Origin of the sequence: Dryocola mayonis, assembly GCF_051307045.1 — a bacterium.
In the GTDB taxonomy this organism is placed as follows: domain Bacteria; phylum Pseudomonadota; class Gammaproteobacteria; order Enterobacterales; family Enterobacteriaceae; genus Dryocola.
In genome coordinates this window covers 2,538,018-2,564,767 of record NZ_CP150452.1, presented here as the reverse complement: position 1 = coordinate 2,564,767, position 26,750 = coordinate 2,538,018, and the positions used below count along the sequence as shown (strand labels likewise).

The 26,750-nt window shown below is 58.5% G+C and carries 26 protein-coding genes; 17 read left to right on the top strand and 9 right to left on the bottom strand.

All coding sequences use genetic code 11. The features are described from left to right. Window positions 1–163 precede the first annotated feature (163 nt). The 6 genes from flhB (at window position 164) to lpxA (ending at window position 7,860) form a co-directional block, all read left to right on the top strand. Window positions 164–1,315 carry a flagellar biosynthesis protein FlhB gene (flhB, locus tag WLO32_RS12410; protein ID WP_435945418.1) on the top strand — a complete coding sequence of 384 codons (1,152 nt, stop codon included), beginning with the start codon at window positions 164–166 and terminating at the stop codon, window positions 1,313–1,315. Beyond that, on the top strand, window positions 1,308–3,386 hold the full coding sequence (gene flhA / locus WLO32_RS12405) for a flagellar biosynthesis protein FlhA (RefSeq protein WP_435945417.1): 2,079 nt from the start codon (window positions 1,308–1,310) through the stop codon (window positions 3,384–3,386). Before flhB ends, flhA begins: the two co-directional genes overlap by 8 nt. After that, on the top strand, window positions 3,386–3,781 hold the full coding sequence (flhE, locus tag WLO32_RS12400) for a flagellar protein FlhE (protein ID WP_435945416.1): 396 nt from the start codon (window positions 3,386–3,388) through the stop codon (window positions 3,779–3,781). Before flhA ends, flhE begins: the two co-directional genes overlap by 1 nt. Window positions 3,782–4,106: 325 nt before the next feature. Then, window positions 4,107–5,702: an MFS transporter gene (locus WLO32_RS12395; protein WP_435945415.1), complete on the top strand. Its 1,596-nt coding sequence runs from the start codon at window positions 4,107–4,109 to the stop codon at window positions 5,700–5,702. Then, window positions 5,702–6,841 (top strand): glycoside hydrolase family 88/105 protein, encoded by a 1,140-nt coding sequence (locus WLO32_RS12390; RefSeq protein WP_435945414.1) that lies wholly within the window; start codon window positions 5,702–5,704, stop codon window positions 6,839–6,841. The genes WLO32_RS12395 and WLO32_RS12390 overlap by 1 nt, the downstream gene beginning before the upstream one ends. A gap of 227 nt (window positions 6,842–7,068) precedes the next feature. After that, window positions 7,069–7,860, top strand: coding sequence for an acyl-ACP--UDP-N-acetylglucosamine O-acyltransferase (gene lpxA / locus WLO32_RS12385; RefSeq protein ID WP_435945413.1), 792 nt, complete (start codon window positions 7,069–7,071; stop codon window positions 7,858–7,860). Window positions 7,861–7,905: 45 nt separating this feature from the next. Here lpxA and argS read toward each other — a convergent pair whose 3' ends face one another. Then, a complete protein-coding gene (gene argS, locus WLO32_RS12380) occupies window positions 7,906–9,639 on the bottom strand; it encodes an arginine--tRNA ligase (protein ID WP_435945412.1) in 1,734 nt (577 codons plus the stop codon). Between the two features lie 249 nt (window positions 9,640–9,888). Between argS and WLO32_RS12375 the strand changes: the two genes are divergently transcribed. Next, entirely contained in the window at window positions 9,889–10,452 is a 564-nt protein-coding gene (locus tag WLO32_RS12375; RefSeq protein ID WP_435945411.1) for a VOC family protein, read from the top strand. 20 nt (window positions 10,453–10,472) lie between these two features. On the opposite strand, the gene WLO32_RS12370 is transcribed toward WLO32_RS12375, so the two are convergent. After that, complete coding sequence (locus WLO32_RS12370; protein WP_435945410.1) at window positions 10,473–11,612, bottom strand: MalY/PatB family protein; 1,140 nt, start codon at window positions 11,610–11,612, stop codon at window positions 10,473–10,475. 90 nt (window positions 11,613–11,702) lie between these two features. On the opposite strand from WLO32_RS12370, the gene cutC reads away from it, so the two are divergent. Then, complete coding sequence (gene cutC / locus WLO32_RS12365; protein ID WP_435945409.1) at window positions 11,703–12,452, top strand: copper homeostasis protein CutC; 750 nt, start codon at window positions 11,703–11,705, stop codon at window positions 12,450–12,452. Window positions 12,453–12,549: 97 nt separating this feature from the next. Here cutC and cmoB read toward each other — a convergent pair whose 3' ends face one another. The 5 genes from cmoB to WLO32_RS12340 form a co-directional block, all read right to left on the bottom strand. Then, window positions 12,550–13,521, bottom strand: coding sequence for a tRNA 5-methoxyuridine(34)/uridine 5-oxyacetic acid(34) synthase CmoB (gene cmoB / locus WLO32_RS12360; protein ID WP_435945408.1), 972 nt, complete (start codon window positions 13,519–13,521; stop codon window positions 12,550–12,552). Continuing rightward, complete coding sequence (gene cmoA, locus WLO32_RS12355; protein ID WP_435945407.1) at window positions 13,518–14,261, bottom strand: carboxy-S-adenosyl-L-methionine synthase CmoA; 744 nt, start codon at window positions 14,259–14,261, stop codon at window positions 13,518–13,520. Before cmoA ends, cmoB begins: the two co-directional genes overlap by 4 nt. Before the next feature lie 39 nt (window positions 14,262–14,300). Further along, on the bottom strand, window positions 14,301–14,696 hold the full coding sequence (locus WLO32_RS12350; protein WP_435945406.1) for an MAPEG family protein: 396 nt from the start codon (window positions 14,694–14,696) through the stop codon (window positions 14,301–14,303). Window positions 14,697–14,765: 69 nt separating this feature from the next. Then, window positions 14,766–15,584, bottom strand: coding sequence for a DUF72 domain-containing protein (locus WLO32_RS12345; protein WP_435945405.1), 819 nt, complete (start codon window positions 15,582–15,584; stop codon window positions 14,766–14,768). Then, on the bottom strand, window positions 15,581–16,147 hold the full coding sequence (locus WLO32_RS12340) for a hydrolase (protein WP_435945404.1): 567 nt from the start codon (window positions 16,145–16,147) through the stop codon (window positions 15,581–15,583). Before WLO32_RS12340 ends, WLO32_RS12345 begins: the two co-directional genes overlap by 4 nt. 269 nt (window positions 16,148–16,416) lie before the next feature. Between WLO32_RS12340 and aspS the strand changes: the two genes are divergently transcribed. The 6 genes from aspS to ruvB all read left to right on the top strand — a co-directional run bounded on the left by aspS (window position 16,417) and on the right by ruvB (window position 21,694). Next, window positions 16,417–18,189, top strand: a complete 1,773-nt coding sequence (gene aspS / locus WLO32_RS12335; RefSeq protein WP_435945403.1) for an aspartate--tRNA ligase — start codon at window positions 16,417–16,419, stop codon at window positions 18,187–18,189. Window position 18,190: 1 nt separating this feature from the next. Then, a complete protein-coding gene (gene nudB / locus WLO32_RS12330) occupies window positions 18,191–18,634 on the top strand; it encodes a dihydroneopterin triphosphate diphosphatase (RefSeq protein ID WP_435945402.1) in 444 nt (147 codons plus the stop codon). Window positions 18,635–18,657: 23 nt separating this feature from the next. After that, window positions 18,658–19,401 (top strand): YebC/PmpR family DNA-binding transcriptional regulator, encoded by a 744-nt coding sequence (locus tag WLO32_RS12325; RefSeq protein WP_435945401.1) that lies wholly within the window; start codon window positions 18,658–18,660, stop codon window positions 19,399–19,401. A gap of 43 nt (window positions 19,402–19,444) precedes the next feature. Further along, window positions 19,445–19,966 carry a crossover junction endodeoxyribonuclease RuvC gene (gene ruvC, locus WLO32_RS12320; protein ID WP_435945400.1) on the top strand — a complete coding sequence of 174 codons (522 nt, stop codon included), beginning with the start codon at window positions 19,445–19,447 and terminating at the stop codon, window positions 19,964–19,966. Window positions 19,967–20,063: 97 nt separating this feature from the next. Next, complete coding sequence (gene ruvA, locus WLO32_RS12315; RefSeq protein ID WP_435945399.1) at window positions 20,064–20,675, top strand: Holliday junction branch migration protein RuvA; 612 nt, start codon at window positions 20,064–20,066, stop codon at window positions 20,673–20,675. Window positions 20,676–20,683: 8 nt separating this feature from the next. Next, window positions 20,684–21,694, top strand: a complete 1,011-nt coding sequence (gene ruvB, locus WLO32_RS12310; protein WP_435945398.1) for a Holliday junction branch migration DNA helicase RuvB — start codon at window positions 20,684–20,686, stop codon at window positions 21,692–21,694. A 24-nt stretch (window positions 21,695–21,718) separates the two neighbouring features. Here ruvB and znuB read toward each other — a convergent pair whose 3' ends face one another. Next, a complete protein-coding gene (gene znuB / locus WLO32_RS12305; protein ID WP_435945397.1) occupies window positions 21,719–22,504 on the bottom strand; it encodes a zinc ABC transporter permease subunit ZnuB in 786 nt (261 codons plus the stop codon). Continuing rightward, complete coding sequence (gene znuC / locus WLO32_RS12300) at window positions 22,501–23,256, bottom strand: zinc ABC transporter ATP-binding protein ZnuC (RefSeq protein WP_435945396.1); 756 nt, start codon at window positions 23,254–23,256, stop codon at window positions 22,501–22,503. The genes znuB and znuC overlap by 4 nt, the downstream gene beginning before the upstream one ends. A 78-nt stretch (window positions 23,257–23,334) precedes the next feature. Between znuC and znuA the strand changes: the two genes are divergently transcribed. The 3 genes from znuA (at window position 23,335) to lpxM (ending at window position 26,727) form a co-directional block, all read left to right on the top strand. After that, entirely contained in the window at window positions 23,335–24,279 is a 945-nt protein-coding gene (gene znuA / locus WLO32_RS12295) for a zinc ABC transporter substrate-binding protein ZnuA (RefSeq protein ID WP_435945395.1), read from the top strand. A gap of 15 nt (window positions 24,280–24,294) precedes the next feature. Continuing rightward, window positions 24,295–25,620, top strand: a complete 1,326-nt coding sequence (mepM, locus tag WLO32_RS12290) for a murein DD-endopeptidase MepM (RefSeq protein WP_435945394.1) — start codon at window positions 24,295–24,297, stop codon at window positions 25,618–25,620. 132 nt (window positions 25,621–25,752) lie between these two features. Beyond that, entirely contained in the window at window positions 25,753–26,727 is a 975-nt protein-coding gene (gene lpxM / locus WLO32_RS12285; protein ID WP_435945393.1) for a lauroyl-Kdo(2)-lipid IV(A) myristoyltransferase, read from the top strand. The last annotated feature ends 23 nt before the right edge of the window (window positions 26,728–26,750 follow it).

The following is a 26,750-nucleotide window of genomic DNA, read 5'->3' as shown; positions in this document are numbered from 1 at the left end:
CGTTGAGCCACCCGATAAATCTCGTCACCCTCTTTTGCCATGCTTAAGAGGGTGGCCTGGTTTTAACGCCAAAACAGACGCATAAATCCCCTTATTTTCCCTGCATTAGCCCAACGGCGCTCTGGCATGCTGTCGTAGAAATTGCGGCCATGAGACTGATGCGGTGTCTGAAGAGAGCGACCAGGAAAAGACAGAAGCCCCCACGCCCCACCGGCTTGAGAAAGCGCGTGAAGACGGGCAGATTCCCCGTTCCCGCGAATTAACCTCTTTGCTGATGGTGCTGGCCGGCTTAAGCATTATCTGGATGGGGGGCGAGCCGCTGGCGCGCCATCTTGCCGCCATGCTGTCCGCCGGTTTGCACTTCGATCACAAAATTATTAACGACCCGCGGCTGATTGTGAATCAGATAAGCCTGCTGATTAAGCAGGCCGTGTGGGCGTTGCTGCCGCTGATGAGCGGGCTGGTGCTGGTGGCGATAGCCGCGCCGATGCTGCTTGGCGGCCTGCTGTTTAGCGGTAAATCCATCTCCTTTAAGTTCAGCAAGCTTAACCCGCTGCCCGGCCTCAAACGCCTGTTCTCAGCCCAGGCGGGCGCCGAGCTGCTAAAGGCTTTCCTGAAGGCAACGCTGGTAGGGACGGTCACCGCCTGGTATCTGCTGCACAACTGGCCGGAGATGATGCGGCTGATGAGCGAACCGCCCGTTGCCGCGCTGCGCCACGCGCTGAATATAGTGGCGGCCTGCGGCCTGCTGATCGTGCTGGGCCTGGTGCCGATGGTGGGCTTTGACGTATTTTTCCAGATCTTTAGCAATATCAAAAAATTACGTATGAGCCGCCAGGATATTCGCGACGAATACAAGCAGCAGGAGGGCGATCCCCATGTCAAGGGACGTATCCGCCAGCAGCAGCGCGCGATTGCCCGCCGCCGCATGATGAATGATGTGCCGAAGGCCGACGTGATCGTCACCAACCCGACGCACTATTCGGTGGCGCTTCAGTACGATGAGAAAAAAATGAGCGCGCCAAAGGTGCTGGCCAAAGGCGCCGGCCTGGTTGCGCTGCGCATTCGCGAAATTGGCAATGAAAACCGTATTCCGGTGCTTGAAGCGCCGCCGCTTGCCCGCGCGCTTTACCGGCACGCTGAAATTGGCCAGCAAATACCCGGCCAGCTCTATTCCGCGGTGGCGGAGGTGCTGGCCTGGGTCTGGCAGCTGCGCCGCTGGCGCGTGGCGGGCGGACTGATCCCGAAAAAACCTGAAAACCTGCCGGTGCCAGAAGCACTGGACTTTGCGAATGAGAAGAACACCGATGGCTAATCTGCTCGCTACATTGCGTCTGCCTGGCAACATGAAATCCGGGCAATGGCAAATCCTTGCCGGGCCGATACTTATCCTGATGATCCTGTCAATGATGGTGCTGCCGCTGCCGGCGTTTGTGCTTGATTTGCTGTTCACCTTTAACATCGCGCTGTCGATCATGGTGCTGCTGGTGGCGATGTTTACCCAGAAGACCCTCGAGTTCGCCGCCTTCCCGACCATCCTGCTGTTTACCACGCTGCTGCGCCTGGCGCTGAACGTGGCCTCGACGCGTATCATCCTGATGGAAGGCCACACCGGCGCGGGCGCGGCCGGGCGCGTGGTTGAGGCCTTCGGCCACTTCCTCGTGGGCGGCAACTTCGCCATCGGCATCGTGGTGTTTATCATCCTCGTGATCATCAACTTTATGGTTATCACCAAGGGCGCCGGACGAATCGCAGAGGTCGGCGCGCGCTTTGTGCTCGACGGGATGCCGGGCAAGCAGATGGCGATCGACGCGGATCTTAACGCCGGGCTGATTGGCGAAGACGAAGCGAAAAAACGCCGTTCTGAAGTCACCCAGGAAGCGGACTTCTACGGTTCGATGGACGGGGCGAGCAAGTTCGTGCGCGGCGACGCCGTGGCGGGGCTGATGATCATGGTGATTAACGTCATCGGCGGCCTGCTGGTCGGCGTGCTGCAGCACGATATGGCGGTGGGCGCGGCGGCGGAAAGCTATACGCTGCTGACCATCGGCGACGGCCTGGTTGCGCAGATACCGGCGCTGGTCATCTCCACCGCGGCGGGCGTTATCGTAACCCGCGTGGCGACCGATCAGGACGTCGGCGAGCAGATGGTGACCCAGCTGTTCAACAACCCGCGCGTGATGCTGTTAAGCGCAGGCGTGCTGGGCCTGCTCGGCATGGTGCCGGGCATGCCGAACTTTGTGTTCCTGCTGTTTACCGCCGCGCTGCTGGGCCTCGCGTGGTGGATGCGCGGACGCCAGATGACCGCCCCTGCGGCGCCGGCGCCGGTAAAAATGCCGGAGAATCCGCAGGCGGTGGAAGCGACCTGGAACGACGTGCAGCTTGAAGACTCGCTGGGAATGGAGGTGGGCTACCGCCTGATCCCGATGGTGGATTTCCAGCAGGACGGCGAGCTGCTCGGCCGCATCCGCAGTATTCGTAAGAAGTTCGCGCAGGATATGGGCTTCCTGCCGCCGGTAGTGCATATTCGCGACAATATGGACATGCCGCCCGCACGCTACCGTATTTTGATGAAGGGCGTGGAAATCGGCGCCGGCGAAGCTTATCCGGGGCGCTGGCTGGCGATTAACCCGGGCACCGCAGCCGGAACGCTGCCTGGCGAGGCGACAATCGATCCCGCCTTTGGCCTTGCGGCGACCTGGATTGAAAGCGCGCTGAAAGAACAGGCGCAGATCCAGGGCTTTACCGTCGTTGAGGCGAGCACCGTTGTCGCGACGCACCTGAACCACCTGATTGGCCAGTACGCGCCGGAGCTGTTTGGCCGCCAGGAAGCGCAGCAGCTGCTCGACCGCGTCAGCCAGGAGATGCCGAAACTCACCGAAGATCTGGTGCCCGGCGTCGTGACGCTGACCACGCTGCATAAGGTGCTGCAGAACCTGCTGGCCGAAAAAGTGCCGATCCGCGATATGCGCACCATTCTGGAAACCCTGGCGGAGCATGCGCCGATACAAAGCGATCCGCATGAATTAACCGCCGTGGTGCGCGTGGCCCTCGGCCGCGCCATTACCCAGCAGTGGTTCCCGGGCACGGGCGAAGTGCAGGTTATCGGGCTGGATACCGCCCTTGAGCGTCTGCTGCTGCAGGCGCTGCAGGGCGGCAGCGGGCTGGAGCCAGGCCTTGCGGACCGCCTGCTGGAGCAAAGCCAGGAAGCCCTGCAGCGTCAGGAAATGCTGGGCGCGCCGCCGGTGCTGCTGGTTAACCACGCGCTGCGTCCGTTGCTGGCTCGCTTCCTGCGCCGCACCCTGCCGCAGCTGGTTGTGCTGTCAAGCCTTGAGCTGTCGGACAACCGCAATATCCGTATGACCGCGACGATAGGAGCGAAATAATGCGTACGCTGCTGGCGCTTGTGCTGTTGCCCCTGTTCGCCCAGGCCGCCGGTGAAGGCAGCTGGCAGGCCAGCGGCCCAGGGGTCACTCTTGGCAATCGCGGCGTTGCCGCCTCGTCCCGCGCGCTGGCGCCGTCGCAGCCGGTTGGCAGCGGCGTGATGACGCTGGTCGCCTGGCGCTACGAGCTCAATGGCCCCACGCCCGGCGGGCTGCTGGTCAGGCTTTGTTCAACGACGCGCTGCGTGCCGATTGAAGGGCAGAGCGGCACGACGCGCGGCTTAACCAACGTGGCCGCCGGCGAGCCGCTGCGGTTTATCTGGGAAGTGCCGGGCGGAGGTAAGCTTTTCCCGCCGCTGCGCGTGCAGAGCAACCAGGTGATCGTGAACTATCGCTGAGTGGGCGGTCCCCTGGATGACGCTTCGCTTACCCCCGTAAATCTCATCCGGCACCGCCAATAAAGGGCGCACGGTTGTTGCGCCATTCCCGTCATTACCTCTCATTTTTAATTCCCGCTTTTGATAAAAATAAACCCGTGTTTTATAAATCGGGATGCGGATGCCGAGACTCTTTGTAATTTTGCCAGCATCGGCAAAGGGGTGGCAAAAACGAAAAGGTTTCTCGCGCCCCATACTTTTACTTTAGCCGTGACAGATTTCTCGCAGGCCCGTCCGGGGCCGTGAGGTGCAATCTCCCATAACAAAAGCAACGGGGTTGACGGCGATGAAAAAACGTAAAATTGGGCTGGCGAACTATCTCGCCTACGGGGCGGGCGACTTCCTGGGGGCCGGAACCACAGCGCTGACCGCGGCCTGGTTGCTGTACTTTTATACTACCTTCTGCGGACTGACGCCCATCGAGGCCACCTTTATCTTTGCGCTGGCGAGGGTGCTTGACGCCGTGGTCAGCCCTTTGATGGGCTTTTTAACCGATAACTTCGGCTCGACCCGGCTCGGAAAACGCTTCGGCCGGCGTAAGTTCTTTATTTTGCTCGGGATACCTCTGGTTTTCAGCTACAGCTTTATGTGGGTAGGGGAGATGAGCTACTGGTATTACCTGGTAACCTACCTGATTTTTGACGTGGTCTACACCATGATTCTGGTGCCTTACGAAACGCTGGTGCCGGAAATGACCGATGACTTTAAGCAGAAAACCAAATTTTCCGGCGCGCGTATTTCTATGGCGCAGCTCTCGGCGATCCTTGCGGCCTTCCTGCCGGGCATTCTGTTGAACCATTTCGGCAAAGACAACGCGGTATCTTTCTTCTACGCAAGCCTGGTGTTCGCGACTTTGTGCGCCATCGTGCTGACCCTGGTGTGGCTTTTCACCTGGGAGCGGCCGCGTGCCGAGTGGACGGAAGCCGCGCTGCGCGCGGAAGAAGAGAAGAAAAGCCTGACCTTTGCCCAGAGCATGAAGCGCCTGAACGTGGAGCTGACCTCGACGCTGCGAATCAAGATTTTCCGTCAGCACCTGGGCATGTACCTGGGCGGCTATATCGCGCAGGACGTGTTCAACGCCGTCTTTACCTACTATGTGGTGTTCGTGCTGATGCACAGCGCCTCCACCGCCTCCAGCCTGCTGGGCACCATGGCGATTCTGCAGTTTATCTCCGTTATCGGCATGATCCCGCTGTGCATCAAATACGGCCCGGCGCCGTCGTATCGCATGGTCGTCGTGCTGTTCGGCCTGAGCTCCATCTCTTACGCCGTGCTGTTTTACGCGGGCCTGGGCGACGCGTTCTCGCTGTTGCTGCTGGTGTCCGCTATCGCCGGTCTGGGACGCGGCGGCATCAACTACGTGCCGTGGAACACCTACACCTATATCGCCGACGTGGATGAAGTGATTACCGGCCAGCGCCGTGAGGGGATCTTTGCCGGCATCATGACGCTTACGCGTAAGGCTTCGCAGGCCGGCGCGGTCATGCTGGTGGGTATCGTGATGCAGCTGTCCGGTTTTGTCTCCGGCCAGGCGACGCAGCCGCCCGCGGTCAGCCACACCATCCTGATGATCCTGAGCTTTGGCACCGTCGGCGTGCTGGCGTGCGGTTTCCTGATTTCCCTGCGCTTCAGGCTCAACCTGCAAACCCATAGCGTGCTGCGCGAAGAGACCGCCAAAATGCGCCTCGCCAACCGCGCGGTGCCGGAAGACATTACGCCGCAGGCTCGCGCCACCGTCGAAATGCTGGCGGGCATGCCTTATGAAAATCTCTGGGGTAACAACAATATCGGTTACCTCAACCACCACAAACCCGCCGCGCCGACCCTGAAACAGGCCGCGGCGATGAACGCGAATTCGAACGCTACTCAGAGGTTAAGCTAATGATTATTTACCCCGTCAGGCACAGCCCTAAACTACGCCAGCCGGAGCGCTTTATTGCCCGGGATGAATTAAAAAGCCTGATCCACAAGGTGACGGACAACCTGATCAATATCAAAGATGAAACCGGCCAGTTTTTGCTGCGCCTGGACGACGGCCGCGTGATCGACACCAAAGGCTGGGCCGGCTGGGAGTGGACGCACGGCGTGGGCCTGTACGGCATGTATCAGTACTATCGCCAGACGGGCGATGAGAAGATGCGGCAGATTATCGACGGCTGGTTCGCCGACCGTTTCGCCGAAGGCGCGACCACCAAAAACGTCAATACCATGGCGCCCTTTCTGACGCTCGCGTACCGCTATGAAGAAACGCGCGATCCGTCCTGGCTGCCGTGGCTGGAAAGCTGGGCCGAATGGGCGATGTATGAGATGCCGCGCACCGAGCACGGCGGCATGCAGCATATTACGCTGGCAGAAGAGAACCATCAGCAAATGTGGGACGACACGCTGATGATGACGGTGCTGCCGCTGGCGAAGATCGGCAAATTGCTCAATCGTCCGCACTACGTCGAGGAGGCCACCTACCAGTTCCTGCTGCACGTGCAGAACCTGATGGACAGGGAAACCGGGCTGTGGTTTCACGGCTGGAACTATGAGGGCAACCATAACTTTGCCCGTGCCCGCTGGGCGCGCGGCAACAGCTGGCTGACCATAGCGATCCCGGATTTCCTTGAGCTGGTGGATTTACCGGAGGATAACGCCGTGCGCCGTTATCTGCTGCAGGTGCTGGAAAACCAGACGGCGGCGCTGGTCCGCTGCCAGGACGACAGCGGCCTGTGGCATACGCTGCTTGACGATGCGCATTCTTATCTGGAAGCTTCGGCAACCGCCGGCTTTGCCTACGGCATCCTGAAAGGCATGCGCAAGCGCTACCTCGGCCCGCAGTATAAAGAAGCGGCTGAAAAGGCGATGAAAGGCATCGTGCAGAATATCTCGCCGGAAGGCGAGCTGCTGCAGGTATCGTTCGGAACGGGCATGGGCGGCGATCTGGATTTCTATCGTCAGATCCCGCTGACCTCCATGCCCTACGGCCAGGCGATGGCGATTTTGTGCCTGGGCGAGTATCTGCGCATTTACCTGTAGGCGTAGCGGTGGATGGCGCTTTCGCTTATCCACCCTATAAAACCTTCGGTTCACAGCAGGTCGGGCAGGCGTGAGCGCCGCCCGACATTCGACCTTCCCGGTTAAGTTCAAAAAATAAAGAAAATATATAAGACGTAATCGCGGCGCTATTTCAATATGCTTGTGCGACTCAATTGGCCTCTTGCCGGTTATTTTCTCTCCTTTTGCACCTTCTTCAGGATTGCCCGATGTCCATCTCTTCCTTAGCCCGAATCGCCGGCAGCAGCCTGGTGGAAGCCGGCGCCGTTATCGGCGCGCACGTCATCATCGGCCCTTTTTGCGTGATTTCCGCAGGCGTTGTTATCGGCGAGGGCACGGTTATCGCCTCCCATTCGGTAATCAACGGCCTGACGACCATCGGCCGCGACAATACTTTCGGCCAGTTTGCCTCCGTAGGCGAAGTGAATCAGGATCTTAAATACGCAAACGAACCCACGACGCTTGTGATTGGCGACAGAAACCAGATTGGTAAAAACGCGACCATTCACCGGGGGACGGTTCAGGGCAGGAACGCCACTCTCGTTGGCCACGATAACCGCTTTCGCAATAGCGTACACATCGGCCATGACTGTATCGTTGGCGACGGCACCTTGATTGGCGATAACAGCGGCCTTGCCGGGCACGTGGAGCTCAATGACAGGGCGCAGGTTGGCTTTATGTGCGCCATCCACCAGTTTTGCGTGCTGGGGGCGAATGCCCGCATCGCCAACCAGTCCGCGGTTGTGCAGGACGTGCCGCCGTTCGTGATGGCCGCCGGTAACCGCGCGGTACCGACGGGCGTTAATGAGCAGTCGAACGTTTTTCTCGCGTTAGAAAAGTACCAGCAGGATCTGATTTATACGTTCTATGAAATGCTCTATCACCAGTCGCGGGCGATAGACGAAGTTAAAAAGGCGCTGATGCTGATGGCGAGTGACTATCCGGTAATGGCGTTTTTTGACGGGTTCTTTGCGCGTTCGGTGCGGGGGATCATTCGCTAAGCCGAATGAAAAAAGGCCCGTCGGTAACGAACGGGCCTTTTGCTGTTACATGCGTTCGACGGTTTCGATACCCAGCGTATCCAGACCCAGCTTCAGGGTCTTCGCCGTCAGCAGCGCCAGCTTCAGGCGGCTGTTGCGGGCTTGTTCAGAATCTGCGGTAAGGATAGGGCAGTGCTCATAGAAGCCTGAGAACAGACCCGCCAGATCGTACAGATAAGAACACATGACGTGCGGGGTGCCGTCGCGGGCGACGACGTTCAGCGTCTCTTCGAACTGCAGCAGGCGCGCGGCAAGCTGCGCTTCGCGATCTTCAGTAATCACCACCGGCGCCTTAAGCAGCTCGGCCTCATCGAGCGCGGCTTTACGGAAGACGGAAAGCACGCGGGTATAGGCGTATTGCATATACGGGGCGGTGTTGCCTTCGAAGGCCAGCATGTTGTCCCAGTCGAAGATGTAGTCCGTGGTGCGGCTTTTCGACAGGTCGGCGTATTTCACCGCGCCGATGCCGACCGCGTTTGCCAGGGCTTCCAGCTCGGCGGCCGGCATGTCCGGATTTTTCTCCGCCACCAGATTACGCGCGCGCTCCATTGCTTCATCCAGCAGATCGGTGAGTTTTACCGTGCCGCCGGAGCGCGTTTTAAACGGCTTGCCGTCTTTACCCAACATCATGCCGAACATCTGGTGTTCCAGGGTGACGGAATCCGGCACGTAGCCGGCTTTACGCACGATGGTCCACGCCTGCATCAGGTGCTGGTGCTGGCGGGAGTCGATGAAGTAAAGCACGCGGTCCGCGTGCAGCGTCTCATAACGGTATTTCGCGCAGGCGATGTCGGTGGTGGTGTAAAGATAGCCGCCGTCCTTTTTCTGGATGATAACGCCCATCGGATCGCCATCTTTGTTCTTGAACTCGTCCAGGAACACCACGGTTGCGCCTTCGCTTTCCACCGCCAGACCTTTTTCCTTCAGGTCCGCTACTATGCCCGGCAGCATTGGGTTATACAGGCTTTCGCCCATGACGTCGTCGCGGGTCAGCGTCACGTTAAGACGGTCGTAGGTTTTCTGGTTCTGCGCCATGGTGATGTCGACCAGCTTGCGCCACATCTCACGGCAGTATTCATCGCCGCCCTGCAGCTTGACGACGTAACCGCGCGCGCGTTCCGCAAAGGCTTCGTCTTCGTCGTAGTGTTTCTTCGCGGCGCGATAGAATTCTTCCAGGTCGGCCAGCGCCATTTCACCGGCGTTTTCCTGCTGCTGCTTTTCAAGGTACGCAATCAGCATGCCGAACTGCGTGCCCCAGTCGCCGACGTGGTTGGCGCGGATAACTTTGTGACCGAGGAATTCCAGGGTGCGCACCGCCGCATCGCCGATGATGGTGGAGCGGATGTGGCCGACGTGCATCTCTTTCGCCACGTTCGGCGCGGAGTAGTCAACGACGATGGTTTGCGGCGCAACGGTATTTACGCCGACGCGCTCGGAGGCGACGGCGGCATCGACGCTTTTAGCCAGAAACTCCGGGTCAAGGAAGATATTGATAAAGCCAGGCCCGGCGATTTCAACTTTGCAGGCGATCCCGGTCAGATCCAGATTAGCGATAACGGACTCTGCGACTTGTCGTGGCGGCTTGCCCAGGGATTTGGCAACGGACATCACGCCGTTGGCCTGGTAGTCGCCGAACTGGACTTTGGCTGACTGACGAACCTGGGGTTCGCAATCCGCAGGCGCGCCTGCGGCAACCATCGCCTGACTGACTTTATCTGAGAGAAGAGCCTGAATATTCACCGGGGATACCTTACATTTTGCTAAGGGCCGCCGTGTCGTTACGACAGCCGTATCGTGGGGGATAAAATAAGGGCGTAAGTATAACTTTATTTATTCGCCTTCGTCAGCAAAAGCCTTGCCCCGCGCGCCCTGAACTAATATCAACGGTATAGTGAATAACCATTCATTCCATTTCGCGCGCGGGGGGTGTTGGTGCGGCTTGCGTAAACAGGTAGATTAGCCCCCTTCGTTAGCTAAGAGGACGACGCCATGGCCAACTGGCAGACAATTGCAGAACTGAATGATATTTCAGCGGATCTCCCGCGTTTTACACAAGCGTTAAGCGAACTTGCCGCGCGCCTGGATCTGGAGATCGCAACTCTTGATGCCGATCACATTTCGCTGCGCTGCCATCAGAACGCAACCGCCGAGCGCTGGCGCAACGGCCTTGAAAAATGCGGTACGCTGCTGTCGGAAAATATCATCAACGATCGGCCCATTTGCCTGTTCCGTCTCGACGAGCCGGTCTGCGTTGAGCACTGGCGGTTCACCATCGTCGAGCTGCCGTGGCCGGGCGAAAAGCGCTATCCGCACGAAGGCTGGGAGCATGTTGAAATCGTGCTGCCGGGCGACCCGCAAAAGCTTAACGCGCGGGCGCTGGAGCTGATGTCCGACGCCGGCTTACGCCAGACGGGCATCTCCGTGAAAACCAGCTCGCCAAAAGGGGAGCGCGAACGCTTGCCCAACCCAACGCTTGCGGTCACCGACGGTAAAGTCACTATCAAATTCCATCCCTGGAGCATTGAAGAGATCGTTGCCAGCGAGCAGGAATAATTTCGCGCGGCGGGACGCGCTTACCGGGCGTTAACCGCCGCCGTCATCCGACTGATGGCCTCCTCAAGCGTCGCCGAAGTGCAGCCAAAGTTTATCCGCACGAATTTCGCTTCGCCAAAATCGGCGCCCGGCGAGAAGCCTAAGCCCGCCTTCTGGAAGAACAGCGTCGGGTTCTCTACCGCTAAACCGCTTGCGTCCACCCAGCCCAGATAGGTCGCTTCCGGCGCCGTCATTTGCAGGCCTTGCAGACTATTAACGGCCCCGGCCAGCCTGTCGCGGTTGCGGCGCAGGTAGGGCAGCAGTTCCTGTAGCCACGGCTCGCCGTCGCGCCAGGCGGCGGTTGCCGCGGTTAAGGCCAGTACGTCAACGCTCGGTACAATGCCGTCGCGCGTTCTGTTAAAGCGCTTGCGCAACTCAGGGTTGGGAATAATAGCGACTGAAGCGCCAAGGCCGGCAATATTGAACGTCTTGGACGGCGAAACCAGCGTAATGGAGCGCTGTTCGGCATCGGCGCTTAAGGTGGCGAAGGGAATATGTTTTACGCCGGGTTCAAGAAGCAGGTCGCAATGAATTTCATCGGAGCAGACAAGCAAATCGTGACGCCGGGCGAAGGCCAGCTGCTGCTCAAGCTCTTCGCGCCGATAGACGGTGCCGCCGGGGTTTTGCGGGTTGCACAGCATCAGCAGTTTTTCTTTGCCGCTCAGCGACGCGCTAAGCGAGGTTAAATCTATTTTCCAGCGGCCGTCGTCGAGCTGCAGCGGGGCGCTAAGCTGCGGGCGCGCGGCAAAAGCGGAAGATTTTTTAAAGGGTGGGTAAATCGGCGTGGGGGCAATCGTCGCCGCCTCTGCGTCAGTAAAGGCCCGAACGCTGAGGTTTAACCCGGCCACTACGCCCGGCAGGATAACTAGCCATTCTGGTTTTATCTGCCACTGGTAGCGGCTGGCCATGCGTTCGATAACGACGTCGATGAGCTCATGGGGCCTGTCGCCATAGCCGAAAACGCCGTGCCCGACGCGCCGGTGGAGGGCCTCCAGGATGCAGGGCGGCGAGCGAAAGTCCATATCGGCCACCCACATAGGCAGCACGTCGTGACCATATTTGTTCCACTTCACGCTGTCGCTGTGACGCCGGTCGATCCCTTCGTCGAAATTGAATGTCATGATAGTTTACCCCTGTGTGAACATCGTTTCAGATTATCACTCTGATCCCATGGCACAACCGCAAAGCAGAAGATTTTTAAGGAGTAATCAATGGCTAAGCTGGAAATATGCTGTTATGGCATCGACTGTGCCCTGACGGCTGAACGGGCCGGGGCGGACCGCATTGAGCTGTGCGCGGCGCCAAAAGAAGGGGGGCTGACGCCTTCAGCAGGCGTGCTGCGAAAAGTAAAGCAGCTGGTTTCGATTCCCGTACACCCTATTATTCGCCCGCGCGGCGGGGATTTTTGCTATACCGGGCGCGAGTTCGCCTCGATGCTCGAAGACATCGCCTTCGTGCGCGAGCTGGGTTACGCCGGGCTGGTGATCGGCATGTTGGATGAGGAAGGGCATATTGATATGCCGCGTATGGAGCAGGTCATGGAAGCCAGCCGCGGCATGGCGGTGACCTTCCACCGCGCATTCGATATGTGCCACAACCCCGTTGCGGCCCTTGAGCAGCTAACCGATTTGGGCGTTGCGCGCATCCTGACTTCCGGGCAGCAGCAGAATGCTGAAGCAGGACTTTCACTCCTTAGGGAACTAAAACAGCATTCCCGTGCTCCAATCATTATGGCGGGTGCAGGGGTGCGTTTAAGCAACCTGCAAAAGTTTGTTGAAGCCGGGATTGACGAGGTGCACAGCTCCGCAGGCCAGAGCGTCGCATCCATGATGCGCTACCGTAAAGCAGGCGTGTCGATGAGCGCCGATGCCGAAGCCGATGAGTTTAACCGCTACTGCGTTGATGGCGACGTGGTGGCAGCAATGAAAGCCGTGCTGGCTGCCGCAAAAACGGCCGCCTGAGACGACAACAGTTTTTAACCGCGCATCATGTCGCCCAATGTGATGTTTGCTCGTACCAGGCCCCGGCGCTTTGCTGGGGCTTTTTTTATGCCCCGGGCTAGGGCTTACGCGCTACCAGCACCGCGCGCAGCGGGGCAGGGTAGCCTTCGATAGTCTTCGTGCTGTCGTTCGGGTCGAGGAAATCGGCCAGCGATTCGGTGGTCAGCCAGCCGGTACGGCGCTGCTCTTCGCTGGTGGTGTAGCAGTGGTCGACGATGCGCACGTCCACGAAGCCGCACTTCTCCAGCCAGTTTTTCAGCGCCGGCGCGGAAGGAATGTAATACACGTTGCGCATCTGCGCGTAGCGCTCGCCCGGCACCAGCACGGTATTTTCATCCCCTTCCACCACCAGGGTTTCCAGCACCAGTTCGCCCTCTTTAACCAGCTGGTTTTTCAGCTGGTAAAGGTGGTCCAGCGGCGAGCGGCGATGATAAAGTACGCCCATCGAGAAGACGGTATCGAAGATTTTCAGCTCCGGAAGCTGCTCGATACCCAAAGGCAGCACGTGGGCGCGCTGGTCGTTGCCAAGCAGCTTACGCACGGCTTCAAACTGGCAGACGAACAGCTGCATCGGGTCGATGCCTACCGCCAGCTGTGCGCCGGCGCCAACCATGCGCCACAGGTGATAGCCGCTGCCGCAGCCGACGTCCAGAATGGTGCGCCCGGCAAGCGGAGAAATATGCGGCAGTACGCGATCCCATTTCAGATCGGAACGCCATTCGGTGTCGATATCCACGCCGTAGAGGGAGTACGGACCTTTGCGCCACGGCATCAGGTTGCGCAGAAGCTTTTCAATCCCCAGCCGCTGGCCTTCGCTTAGCGGCGCCTGCGATTCGGCGGTGACGCTGTGCAGCAGGTCAAGACGATGCGGCGTAAGTTCCGGCAGGTATTCAACCGTGTTGTACCAGTGCCTGAACTGGCCGTGCAGGTTTTCGCGCTGCCAGGTGGCGATTTGCGCGGGCAGCGTTTCCAGCCACGGAGCAAGCGGGCTTTTGGCGATAAGCTGATAAAAGTTACCAAAGTCAATCATGCCGGGATTCCTGCTTTCAAAGCGACTAACGAGCCAAAGTTAAAGCACTGGAACCACAGCTCTGCGTGATCGAAGCCGGCTTTTTTCAGGCGTTTTTTATGGGTTTCCACGGAGTCGGTGAGCATAACGTTTTCCAGCATGCTGCGCTTCTGGCTGATCTCCAGCTCGCTGTAGCCGTTGGCGCGCTTGAAATCGTGATGCATGTTGAATAACAGCTCGCCCACTTCCCGGTCTTCAAAGCTGAATTTCTCCGACAGCACCAGCGCGCCGCCCGGATTCAGCCCCTGATGGATTTTCTCCAGCAGCCGCTGGCGGTCGTCCGGCTCAAGGAATTGCAGCGTAAAGTTCAGCACCACCATCGAGGCGTTTTCGATGACGATATCGCGGATATCGCCCTCAATCACCTCGACCGGCGTCTGGCCTTTAAAGGCGTTGAGATGGCGACGGCAGCGCTCAACCATCGCCGGGGAATTGTCGACGGCGATGATTTTGCAGCCGTCATGGCGAACGTTACGACGTACCGAAAGCGTCGCCGCGCCCAGCGAACAGCCGAGGTCATAAACCTGGCTGCCCGGCATCACAAAGCGTTCGGCCAGCATGCCAATCATCGAAATGATGTTGGAATAACCGGGCACCGAGCGCTGGATCATATCGGGGAACACTTCGGCCACGCGTTCATCAAAGGTCCAGTCGCCCAGTTTGTCGATAGGGGCGGAAAACAGCGTATCGCGGTCAGACATAACGTTAAATCCGGAAATTCGAAAGGGGCGTATTTTGCGTTAATGCAGCGAGAAAACCAACTCCCACGGCATATACCAGAGATTCGCCAGCACCATTAGCAACAGCGAGCACCAGGTGGCGCTCATGCCGGAGCGGCGCCAGCGGATCAGTCGGTGGTGGAAACCGTAGTAGTGCATCAGGCGTCCGGCAATCAGCAGAATGCCGCAGATATGCACCATCCAGGTTTCCGCACCGTTCATTTCCATCAGCAATAGCAGCAGCAGGGCGATGGGAATATATTCCACCGCGTTGCCGTGAATGCGAATAGCGCTCTGGAGTTCGGTAAAACCGCCGTCGCCGTAGGAGACGCGGTATTGCAGACGCATACGAACAACATCAAAGGAAAACTTAATCAGCAGTATTGCACCCAGCACGGCGTAGAGCGCGCTTACCATTCTCGCATCCTATAGAGTCAACAGCACGGCGCCTATAATAGCAGTGCAAACGGTGGGCTGTCGCTATCCCTAAAAAAGGGAGTTTTGCTGCGGAATGGCCGGTTCGTCGCCAAGCTCAGGGAAAGCCTGCCGCAGGCCAGGCCAGAGCGTGTGGACAATTTCCGGTGCCTGGCCGATATCGGGCGTATGCAAAAAGAGGTAAGGCGTGGTTGTTTCTTCCCACTTCGCCAGGGTTTTCAGCCATACCGCGAACATGGCCAGGTTTTGCTGCATGTCGTTGCTGCCGATAAAGCGCACCAGCGGATTGCCGGCGGTAACCAGGGCGTGAACGGGCAGCTTGGGTTTTTTACTCTGCGCCTGGCGGATGGCCTCGCTGTCCGGGATCGCGCTGTGCACCGGGCGGCTGTCGAGAATCGCGCGATTTACCCCGCGTTCATGCAGGCCGCGGTTGAGCGCCTGTTCCTCGGCGCCTTTTTCGAAAAAGGCGCGATGGCGGACCTCGACGCCGTAGGTGAAATCCTTCGGCAAGGCGTCGAGAAAATTCCACAGCGCGGGCAAATTTTCCGGCCCGAAGGCGGCGGGCAGCTGCAGCCAGTATTGCCCGATGCGGTCGGCAAGCGGCGACATGCGGGACAAAAAATCAGCGGTGAGATCGCCGCACTGGCGCAGCGCGGCGTTGTGAGAAATGGTGGCCGGAAATTTAAAGCAGAAACGAAAGTCGTCGCCGGTCATTTCGCGCCAGCGCAACACCGTTTCCGCGCTGGGGACCGCGTAGAGCGTAGTGTTGCCTTCCACGCAGTTAAAGTGGCGAGCGTAGTCTTCTAAAGAAGTGATGCCCAGGCGCACCCATTTAGGATGCGACCACTGTGGAAGGCCTAAGTAGATCATAATGCGCAGAGAAGCTCCTCGGTGCTGCGCACGCGGGCAATGCGCGGGAAAATATGCGTCATGCTGCTCTGGTGCTGCTCTCTGCTGGCCGCGCTGCAGGCGTCTTCGACAATCACCAGGTTGAAACCCAGCTCCCACGCGTTGCGGGCGGTGGACTCAACGCCGATATTAGTTGAGATCCCGCAAAGCACAACGGTATCGACGCCGCGGCGGCGCAGCTGCAGTTCAAGATCGGTGCCGTAAAACGCGCCCCACTGGCGTTTAGTGACTTCGATGTCGCTTTCCTGTTTGCCAAGCCCGGCCGGGTATCGCCACCAGTTATCCGGCAGGGCGTGGGCGGGCAGCTGCAGGTCTACCGGTTGTTTAAGCGCTTCGGCAAAGTCTGCTGACCAGCCCACGCGCACCATCACCACCGGCGAACCCTGGGCGCGAAATTTTTCTGCGAGCTTAGCGGCGCGGGCCACCACATCCTCAGCGGTATGCGGGCCGCCGGCAAACGGCAGGATACCTTCCTGCAGATCGATAACTACCAGGGCGGTGCGGGAAGCGTTCAGTTCAAACATAGTGACTCCGGTTCAAAAGTGGTTGGCGGCTGATACCTTACGATGGAACACAGGTTACGCAGTTTACTCTTTTTGTTAATTTTTGTGAGTTTTGACGAAACAAGGCGCTTTGAAACGCGTCAGTCGGTCGTATCGGGCTTATCGCCGGGCATTATTTCCAGTATAATAGCCCCCTTTTTTCATCCAGTTGTGACAGACAAAAATAGCTGCCAACGTGTTGCCTGAGTAGCGGGTAACCAACAGCGCGCGGCTAATTTAAGGGATATCTCATGCGTACAGTATATTGCGGGCAGCTCAATCAATCCCATGTGGGACAACAAGTAACGCTGTGTGGTTGGGTCAATCGTCGTCGTGACCTCGGTAGCCTTATCTTTATTGATATGCGCGATCGCGAAGGCATCGTGCAGGTGTTTTTCGACCCGGACCGTCAGGACGCGTTCCAGCTTGCCTCTGAACTGCGTAATGAGTTCTGCATTCAAATCACCGGCACCGTGCGCCCGCGTGATGAGAAAAACATCAACAAAGATATGGCAACCGGCGCGGTGGAAGTCTTCGCTACCGATTTGACCATCATCAACCGTTCTGAATCGCTGCCGCTTGACTCCAACCACGTCAACACCGAAGAAGCGCGCCTGAAATTCCGCTATCTGGACCTGCGCCGTCCGGAAATGGCGAACCGCCTGAAAACCCGCGCTAAAATCACAAGCTTCGTGCGTCGCTTTATGGATGACCACGGTTTTCTCGATATCGAAACCCCGATGCTGACCAAAGCAACGCCGGAAGGCGCGCGTGATTATCTGGTGCCGAGCCGCGTGCATAAGGGCAAATTCTACGCGCTGCCGCAGTCCCCGCAGCTGTTCAAGCAGCTGCTGATGATGTCCGGCTTCGATCGCTACTATCAGATCGTTAAATGCTTCCGTGACGAAGACCTGCGCGCTGACCGCCAGCCTGAATTTACCCAGATCGACGTGGAAACTTCCTTTATGACGGCGCCGCAGGTGCGCGAAGTGATGGAAGAGCTGGTGCGCAAACTGTGGCTGGACGTGCAGAACGTCGAGCTGGGCGATTTCCCGGTGATGACCTTCGCCGAAGCCGAGCGCCGCTACGGTTCCGATAAGCCGGACCTGCGTAACCCGATGGAGCTGGTGGACGTAGCCGATCTTGTAAAAGACGTTGAGTTTAAGGTCTTCTCCGGCCCGGCCAACGACGCCAAAGGCCGCGTAGCCGCGCTGCGTGTGCCGGGTGGCGCACAGATCAGCCGTAAACAGATTGACGACTACGGCAAGTTCATTGAAATTTACGGCGCGAAAGGGCTGGCATACGTCAAGGTGAACGAGCGTGCTAAGGACATCGAAGGCATCACCAGCCCGGTTGCTAAGTTCCTGAACGCCGACATCGTGGAAGAAATCCTCGCCCGCACCGGCGCGCAGGATGGCGATATGATCTTCTTCGGCGCCGACAGCAAAAAAGTCGTTGCCGACGCGCTGGGCGCGCTGCGTCTGAAAATCGGCAAGGATCTGAAAATCACCGACGAAAGCGCCTGGGCGCCGCTGTGGGTTATCGACTTCCCGATGTTTGAAGACGACGGCGAAGGCGGCCTGACGGCGATGCACCATCCGTTCACCGCGCCGAAAGATATGACGCCTGAACAGCTGGCGGCCGACCCGGAAGCGGCGGTGGCTAACGCCTACGACATGGTTATCAACGGTTACGAGGTGGGCGGCGGTTCCGTACGTATCCACAACGGCCAGATGCAGCAGACCGTGTTCGGCATTCTGGGCATTAACGAAGAAGACCAGCGCGAGAAGTTCGGCTTCCTGTTAGACGCCCTGAAATACGGCACGCCGCCGCACGCGGGCCTGGCGTTCGGTCTGGATCGCCTGACCATGCTGCTGACCGGCACCGACAACATCCGTGATGTTATCGCGTTCCCGAAAACCACCGCCGCGGCGTGCCTGATGACCGAAGCGCCAAGCTTCGCCAACCCTCAGGCGCTGGCCGAGCTGGGCGTGGCGGTGATTAAAAAGGCTGAGAAAGAATAACATGGCCTTTAAGCGTCCCGTTTCGGTACTGGTAGTGATTTTCGCGCAGGATACCGGACGGGTGCTGATGCTACAGCGGCGCGACGATCCGGATTTCTGGCAGTCGGTCACCGGCAGCCTGGAAGAGGGGGAAAACGCGCTGCATGCCGCACTTCGCGAAGTAAAGGAAGAGGTCGCCATTGATGTTGCTCACGAGCAGCTGGCCTTAGTCGACTGTCAGCGTTGTGTGGAGTTCGAGATTTTTACTCATTTGCGTCATCGCTACGCGCCGGGAATCATGCGTAATACGGAATCCTGGTTCTGTCTTGCGCTGCCTCATGAGCGCCAGATAACCATTACGGAGCATCTGGCCTGGAAGTGGGTCGACGCCAGAACGGCGGCGTCCATGACCAAATCATGGAGCAACCGGCAGGCGATTGAAGAGTTTGTAATTGATGCCGCCTGAAAAAGGCGCTTTTGGAGATTGTTATGGCAGGTCATAGTAAGTGGGCCAACACGAAACACCGCAAAGCGGCACAGGATGCCAAGCGCGGTAAAATTTTCACCAAGATTATCCGTGAGCTGGTCACCGCAGCCCGTCTGGGCGGCGGCGATCCCGGTTCTAACCCGCGTCTGCGCGCCGCTATCGATAAAGCGTTGTCCAACAACATGACGCGCGACACCTTAAACCGGGCGATTGCGCGCGGCGTGGGCGGCGATGAAGACGCCAACATGGAAACCATCATTTATGAAGGCTACGGTCCTGGCGGTTCAGCCGTAATGGTTGAGTGCCTGAGCGACAACCGTAACCGCACCGTGGCGGAAGTGCGCCACGCGTTCAATAAATGCGGCGGCAACCTGGGAACCGACGGCTCCGTGGCCTACCTGTTCACCAAAAAAGGCGTTATCTCCTATGCCCCGGGCAAGGACGAGGACACGGTGATGGAAGCCGCGCTGGAAGCGGGCGCCGATGACGTTGTGACCTACGATGACGGCGCAATCGACGTGTTCACCGCCTGGGAAGAGATGGGCGCCGTGCGCGACGCGCTGGAAGCCGCCGGCCTGAAAGCCGATGAGGCAGAAGTTTCCATGATCCCTTCCACCAAAGCGGATATGGACGCGGAAACCGCGCCAAAACTGATGCGCCTTATCGACATGCTGGAAGACTGCGACGACGTGCAGGAGGTTTATCACAACGGTGAGATCTCCGACGAGGTGGCGGCAACCCTGTAATGGCGTTGTCCGGCAGCTTGCCTGTGTTTACGGGAGACGCGCGATGACCATTATTCTCGGCATCGATCCGGGATCGCGCGTCACCGGCTACGGCGTGATTCGCCAGGCCGGACGGCAGCTCACCTATCTGGGCAGCGGCTGTATCCGTACTCAGGTCACCGACTTGCCCTCGCGTCTGAAGCTTATCTACGCGGGGGTGAGCGAAATCATCACCCAGTTCCAGCCGGATTATTTCGCCATCGAATCCGTGTTTATGGCGAAGAACGCTGATTCCGCCTTAAAGCTCGGCCAGGCGCGCGGCGCGGCGATCGTGGCGGCGGTTAACCACGAATTGCCGGTGTTTGAATACGCCGCCCGTCAGGTGAAACAGACGGTGGTCGGTATCGGAAGCGCGGAGAAAAGCCAGGTGCAGCACATGGTGCGCACCCTGCTGAAGCTTTCCGCCAATCCGCAGGCGGACGCGGCGGATGCGCTGGCCATCGCCATCACCCACTGCCACGTTACGCAAAACTCGATGCAGATGAGCGAATCAAGACTCAATCTGGCGCGGGGACGATTAAAATAACCTGCGCGGGTCAGGAAGATAAGGCTGGATATGTATCCAGCCTTTTTTATATGATAAGCGCAATTTTTGGCACAACCGCTAAACGCAGGAGCACAACGTGATTGGTCGACTCAGAGGCATCATCCTGGAAAAACAGCCGCCGCTGGTATTAATGGAAGTGGGCGGCGTAGGGTATGAAGTCCATATGCCGATGACCTGCTTCTACGAACTGCCGGAAACCGGTAAAGAAGCGGTAGTGTTTACCCAGTTTGTGGTGCGTGAAGACGCCCAGCTGTTGTATGGTTTCAATAATAAGCAGGAGCGCACCCTGTTCCGCGAGCTGATTAAGGTGAACGGCGTTGGGCCCAAGCTTGCGCTGGCTATCCTTTCGGGCATGTCCGCGCAGCAGTTCGTGAACGCCGTAGAGCGCGAAGAGATCGGCTCGCTGGTCAAGCTGCCGGGCGTAGGCAAGAAAACCGCCGAGCGCCTAATCGTCGAGATGAAGGACCGCTTCAAGGGCATGCATGGCGATCTGTTCACGCCGGCGGCGGACCTGGTGCTCAGCTCGCCGGATAACGGCGCCGCGGACGATGCGGAGCAGGAAGCAGTTGCCGCGCTGGTTTCCCTGGGCTATAAACCTCAGGAAGCCAGTCGTATGGTGAGTAAAGTGGGCCGCGCGGGCGCCGATTGCGAAACCCTGATCCGCGAAGCCCTCCGCGCCGCACTTTGAGGTAAAGGATGATTGAAGCAGACCGTCTGGTATCGCCAGACACCATCAACCCGGATGAATTAATTGACCGCGCCATCCGCCCGCGCTTTCTGGCGGATTACGTCGGCCAGCCGCAGGTCAGCTCGCAGATGGAGATTTTTATCCAGGCGGCGAAACTGCGTGGGGACGCGCTCGATCATCTGTTAATTTTCGGCCCGCCTGGGCTGGGTAAAACCACGCTCGCCAACATCGTTGCCAATGAAATGGGCGTGAATCTGCGCACCACTTCCGGCCCGGTACTGGAGAAGGCCGGGGATCTGGCGGCCATGCTGACCAACCTCGAGCCGCACGACGTGCTGTTTATCGATGAAATTCACCGCCTTTCGCCGGTGGTGGAAGAAGTGCTTTATCCGGCGATGGAGGACTACCAGCTGGATATTATGATTGGCGAAGGCCCGGCGGCCCGCTCAATCAAAATCGATCTGCCTCCGTTCACCCTGATTGGCGCAACGACGCGCGCCGGCTCCTTAACGTCGCCGCTGCGCGACCGTTTCGGCATCGTGCAGCGCCTGGAGTTTTATCAGGTGGCGGATTTGCAGCACATCGTCGGGCGCAGCGCAGCCGTGCTGGGGCTTGAGATGAGCGAAGACGGCGCGCTGGAAGTGGCCAGACGCGCGCGCGGTACGCCGCGTATCGCTAACCGTTTATTACGCCGCGTGCGTGATTTTGCCGAAGTACGCCACGACGGCACCATCAGCGCCGACATTGCCTCCCAGGCGCTGGATATGCTCAATGTGGATACGGAAGGGTTCGATTATATGGACCGCAAGCTGCTGCTGGCGGTCATCGATAAGTTTCTCGGCGGCCCGGTCGGGCTGGATAACCTGGCGGCGGCCATCGGCGAAGAGCGTGAAACCATCGAAGACGTGCTCGAACCCTTCCTGATCCAGCAGGGCTTCCTGCAGCGCACCCCGCGCGGGCGCATCGCCACGCCAAGAGCCTGGACCCACTTCGGGATTGTGCCTCCGGCGATGCCGTAAAAAAGGCGCCTCAGGCGCCTTTTTTTATGCCGCAGTCTTCTTCGCCATGCTCAGCGTAAACAGCGCCGCCGCGCACAGCACTACCGAAGGCCCGGCCGGCGTATCGTAAAACGCCGAGAAGGTCAGTCCGCCGGTTACCGCAATCATGCCCACGATAACCGCAAAGCCCGCCATCTGTTCAGGCGTGCGGGCAAAGCGCCTGGCGGTCGCCGCCGGAATAATCAACAGCGAAGTGATAATCAGCGCGCCGACAAACTTCATGGCGACGCCAATGGTCAGCGCCGTCACCAGCATCAGCAGCATTTTGACCCGCTGCAGGTTGACGCCGTCCACGTGCGCGAGATCCGGGCTGATGGTCATCGACAGCAAATTACGCCACTGCCATAACAGCACGCCAACCACCACGGCAACGCCAAGGCCGATAGAGATAAGATCCGGCAGGGTAACCGAGAGCAAATCGCCGAACAGGTAGGCCATCAGATCGACGCGCACGTTGGCCATCAGGCTGACCACCACCAGACCGAGCGACAGGGCGCTGTGCGCCATAATGCCCAGCAGGGTGTCAATCGCCAGGTGCGGACGTTTTTCCAGCCACACCAGCCCCAGCGCCAGCACCAGCGTGACGGCGATCACCGCGTAAAAAGGATTCACGTTCAGCAGCAGACCGAAGGCCACGCCCAGCAAAGAGGCGTGGGAGAGGGTATCGCCAAAATAGGACATCCGGCGCCAGACGACGAACGACCCCAACGGACCCGCGGCGCAGGCAAGCAATATCCCGGCAAACCAGCCGGGCAACAACAGTTCAATCATGGCTGGCCATTCCCTCTGCGCAGAATAATGCGTCCGGTAAGATCGTGACGATGGTTATGATGATGGCGATAAATACCCAGCTGTTCAGCGCCGCGCTGGCCGAACATGGAGATAAACTCCGGGTGCATGGAGACCACTTCCGGCGTGCCGGAGCAGCAGATGTGATGGTTCAGGCACAGCACGTCGTCGGTTTTCGCCATCACCAGATGCAGGTCGTGGGAGACCATCAGCACCGCGCAGTCCAGCTCGTGACGCAGCTGGTCAATCAGGTTATAGAGCGCCAGCTGGCCGTTGACGTCCACGCCCTGGGTCGGCTCATCAAGCACCAGCAGCTGCGGACGGTTGAGCAAGGCGCACGCCAGCAGAACCCGCTGGTTTTCGCCGCCGGAAAGTTTTTGCATGGGCGCGTCAATAAGATGCGCCGCCTGCACGCGTTTTAGCGCAGGCAGGATATCGCTTTTCTTCACGCCGGGACGCAGGCGCATAAAGCGATTGACCGTCAGCGGCAGCGTGGCGTCAAGATGGAGTTTTTGCGGCACATAGCCGATGCGTAAACCGCGGTCGCGCTTGATGACGCCGGCGTCGGGTGCTACCAGCCCCAGCACTACGCGCACCAGGGTGGATTTTCCGGCGCCGTTCGGCCCCAGCAAAGTAAGAATGCGCCCCGGTTTTAGATCGAGAGAAATATCAGACAGCACGCGGCGCTGCCCGAACGAGACGGAGATATTTTCCAGTGAAACTAAATTTGTCATGACATTTCAGGGGTTGCAGAAGTTAGCGGATGTTATAATATCACACTTCTCATATTCACAACGATGATAAGTCGCATTATGTTACATAAAAACACACTTCTTTTCGCTGGTTTTTCAGCCGCTCTTTGGGGCGCAGCCGTGCAGCCTTCCCAGGCCGCGGTGGTCGCGTCCATCAAGCCGCTGGGCTTTATCGCTTCTGCCATCGCCGACGGCGTGACCCCTACCGAAATTTTGCTTCCCGACGGCGCCTCCGAACATGACTATGCGCTGCGGCCTTCTGATGTAAAACGCTTACAGGGCGCGGGCTTAGTCGTCTGGGTCGGGCCGGAGATGGAAGCCTTCATGCAAAAATCCGTCAGCCAGCTGCCGCCGCAAAAACAGCTGGCGCTTGCGGCGTTAAAAGAAGTGAAGCCTTTGCTGATGAAAGGCGACGATGACGACGAACATGAGCATGCGCAACATGCCCATTCCGCGGAAAACAGTGATGACGATCACCATCATGGTGAATACAACATGCATATCTGGCTCTCGCCTGAGATAGCGCGCCTGTCAGCGGTTGCAATCCACGATAAATTAGTGGAACTTATGCCCCAAAATAGAACCCAACTTGACGCCAATCTGCAGAAGTTCGAGGCCGGATTATCCAGCACCGATAAGCAGCTTGGTAGCGTGCTGGCACCTTTGAAAGGAAAAGGGTATTTCGTTTTTCACGACGCCTATGGCTACTTTGAAAAACACTACGGATTAACGCCGCTTGGCCACTTTACCGTCAACCCCGAAATCCAACCCGGTGCGCAGCGTTTACATGAAATCAGAACACAGTTGGTTGAGCATAAAGCGGTCTGCGTTTTTGCTGAACCACAGTTCAGGCCAGCGGTAATTAACGCCGTCGCCCGTGGTACTAACGTCCGTTCCGGCTCGTTAGATCCGCTGGGTATCGGTATCGCGCCGGGTAAAGACAGCTATATGCAGTTTTTGACCGGCCTTGCGAATCAGTATGCGAGCTGCCTGAAAGGAGATTAACGAGGAAGTGAATACGTGCAACAGATAGCCCGCTCTGTCGCCCTGGCATTTGACAATCTGTCCCGGCCCCATCGCGTTATGCTGGGGTCGCTCACGGTTCTTACTTTAGCGGTCGCCGTCTGGCGGCCCTATGTTTACCACCCGGAAGCCAGCCCCGTCATCAAAACCATCGAGCTTGAAAAGAAAGAAATCCGCTCTTTGCTGCCGGAAGCCAGTGAACCCATCGACCAGCCGACGCTTGACGAAGGCGACGACGCTCTCCCGCAGGATGAGCTGGACGATAAAACCTCCGATGAGGCGGGCGTTCATGAATACGTCGTTTCCACCGGCGATACGCTCAGCAGCATTCTGAATCAGTACGGCATCGATATGGGCGACATCAGCCAGCTGGCCACCGTCGATAAAGACCTGCGCAACCTGAAAATCGGCCAGCAGATCTCCTGGACGCTGACCGCGGACGGCGAGCTGCAGCGCCTGACCTGGGAGATGTCCCGCCGCGAAACCCGTACCTATGACCGTTCCGGCAATACCTTTAAGCTCAGCAGCGAAATGCAGCAGGGCGACTGGGTCAACAGCGTGCTCAAAGGCACCGTTGGCGCAAGCTTCGTCAGCAGCGCGAAGGACGCAGGCCTGACCAGCGCTGAAATCAGCTCCGTTATCAAAGCGATGCAGTGGCAGATGGATTTTCGCAAGCTGAAGAAAGGCGATGAATTCTCGGTCCTGATGTCCCGGGAAATGCTGGGCGGCAAGCGTGAACAAAGCCAGCTGGTGGGCGTTCGTCTGCGCAGCAGCGGCAAAGACTATTACGCGATTCGCGGCGACGACGGCAAGTTCTACGATCGCAGCGGCTCGGGCCTGGCGAAAGGTTTTATGCGTTTCCCGACGGTAAAACAGTTCCGTATCTCCTCGAACTTTAATCCGCGTCGCCTTAACCCGGTAACCGGACGCATTGCGCCGCATAAAGGCGTCGACTTTGCGATGCCGCAGGGAACGCCCGTGCTGTCGGTGGGCGACGGCGAAGTGGTGATGGCAAAACGTAGCGGCGCGGCGGGCTTTATCGTTGCCATCCGTCACGGACGTACTTACACCACACGCTATATGCACCTGAAAAAACTGCTGGTAAAACCAGGCCAGAAGGTGAAGCGCGGCGACCGCATTGCGCTTTCCGGTAACACTGGCCGCTCTACCGGCCCGCACCTTCACTATGAGGTGTGGATTAACCAGCAGGCCGTAAATCCGCTGACGGCGAAGCTGCCGCGTACCGAAGGGCTGACCGGTTCTGACCGCCGTGATTATCTGGCCCAGGTGCGTGAAGTTGTTCCGCAGCTGCGCTTTGATTAATCCTTCACAACGCGCATAAAACGAAAGCCGGCGCCCGGGCGCCGGCTTTTTCTTTTGTCTGGCAGCAGTTGCCCCGCTAAACTACGGCTAAATTCATGACATCAATGATTTGATGCTGTACTGAGAACCTGCATGGAAAAAGCAAAAAAAAGTCATAGCGAATTTATCCCCGAATTCCAGAAGGCCTTCTGGCACCCTCGCTACTGGGGAGCCTGGCTGGGCGTTGGCGCTTTTGCAGGGCTTGCCTTATTGCCGCCGTCGCTGCGCGACCCGCTATTAGGCAAGGCTGGGCGCATCGCCGGGCGATTCGGCAAGGGCGCGCGCCGCCGCGCGCAGATTAATTTGCTCTACTGTTTCCCCGAGCTGCCGGAAGCCGAGCGCGAGGCCATCATCGACGAGATGTTCGCTACCGCGCCGCAGGCAATGGTGCTGATGGCGGAATTAGGCCTGCGCGATCCGAAGAAGGTGATGCAGCGCGTTGACTGGCACGGGAAAGAGATCGTCGACGAGCTTAAGGCCCGTGAAGAGAACGTTATCTTCCTCGTGCCTCACGGCTGGGCCGTGGATATTCCGGCGATGCTGATGGCCGCTGACGGCCAGAAGATGGCGGCGATGTTCCATAACCAGGGCAACGCGCTGTTCGATTACGTCTGGAATACCGTGCGCCGCCGCTTCGGCGGCCGCATGCACGCGCGAAATGACGGCATCAAACCCTTTATCAGCTCCATACGCCAGGGCTACTGGGGCTACTATCTGCCGGATCAGGATCACGGCGCCGAGCACAGCGAGTTCGTGGACTTCTTTGCCACCTACAAAGCGACGCTGCCGGCGATTGGCCGCCTGATGAAAGTCTGTCGCGCCCGCGTGGTGCCGCTTTTCCCGGTGTATAACAGTAAAACCCACCGGCTGGATATTTTTATTCGCCCGCCGATGGACGATCTGATTGACGCGGATGACAGCAGGATCGCCCGGCGCATGAATGAAGAGGTGGAGATTTTTGTCCGTCCGAACCTTGCGCAGTATACCTGGATCCTGAAGCTGCTGAAAACGCGTAAAGAGGGGGAAACCGAGCCCTATCGCCGCAAAGAGCTGTTTCCTAAAAAATAAGAAAGGGGCCGTTCGGCCCCTTT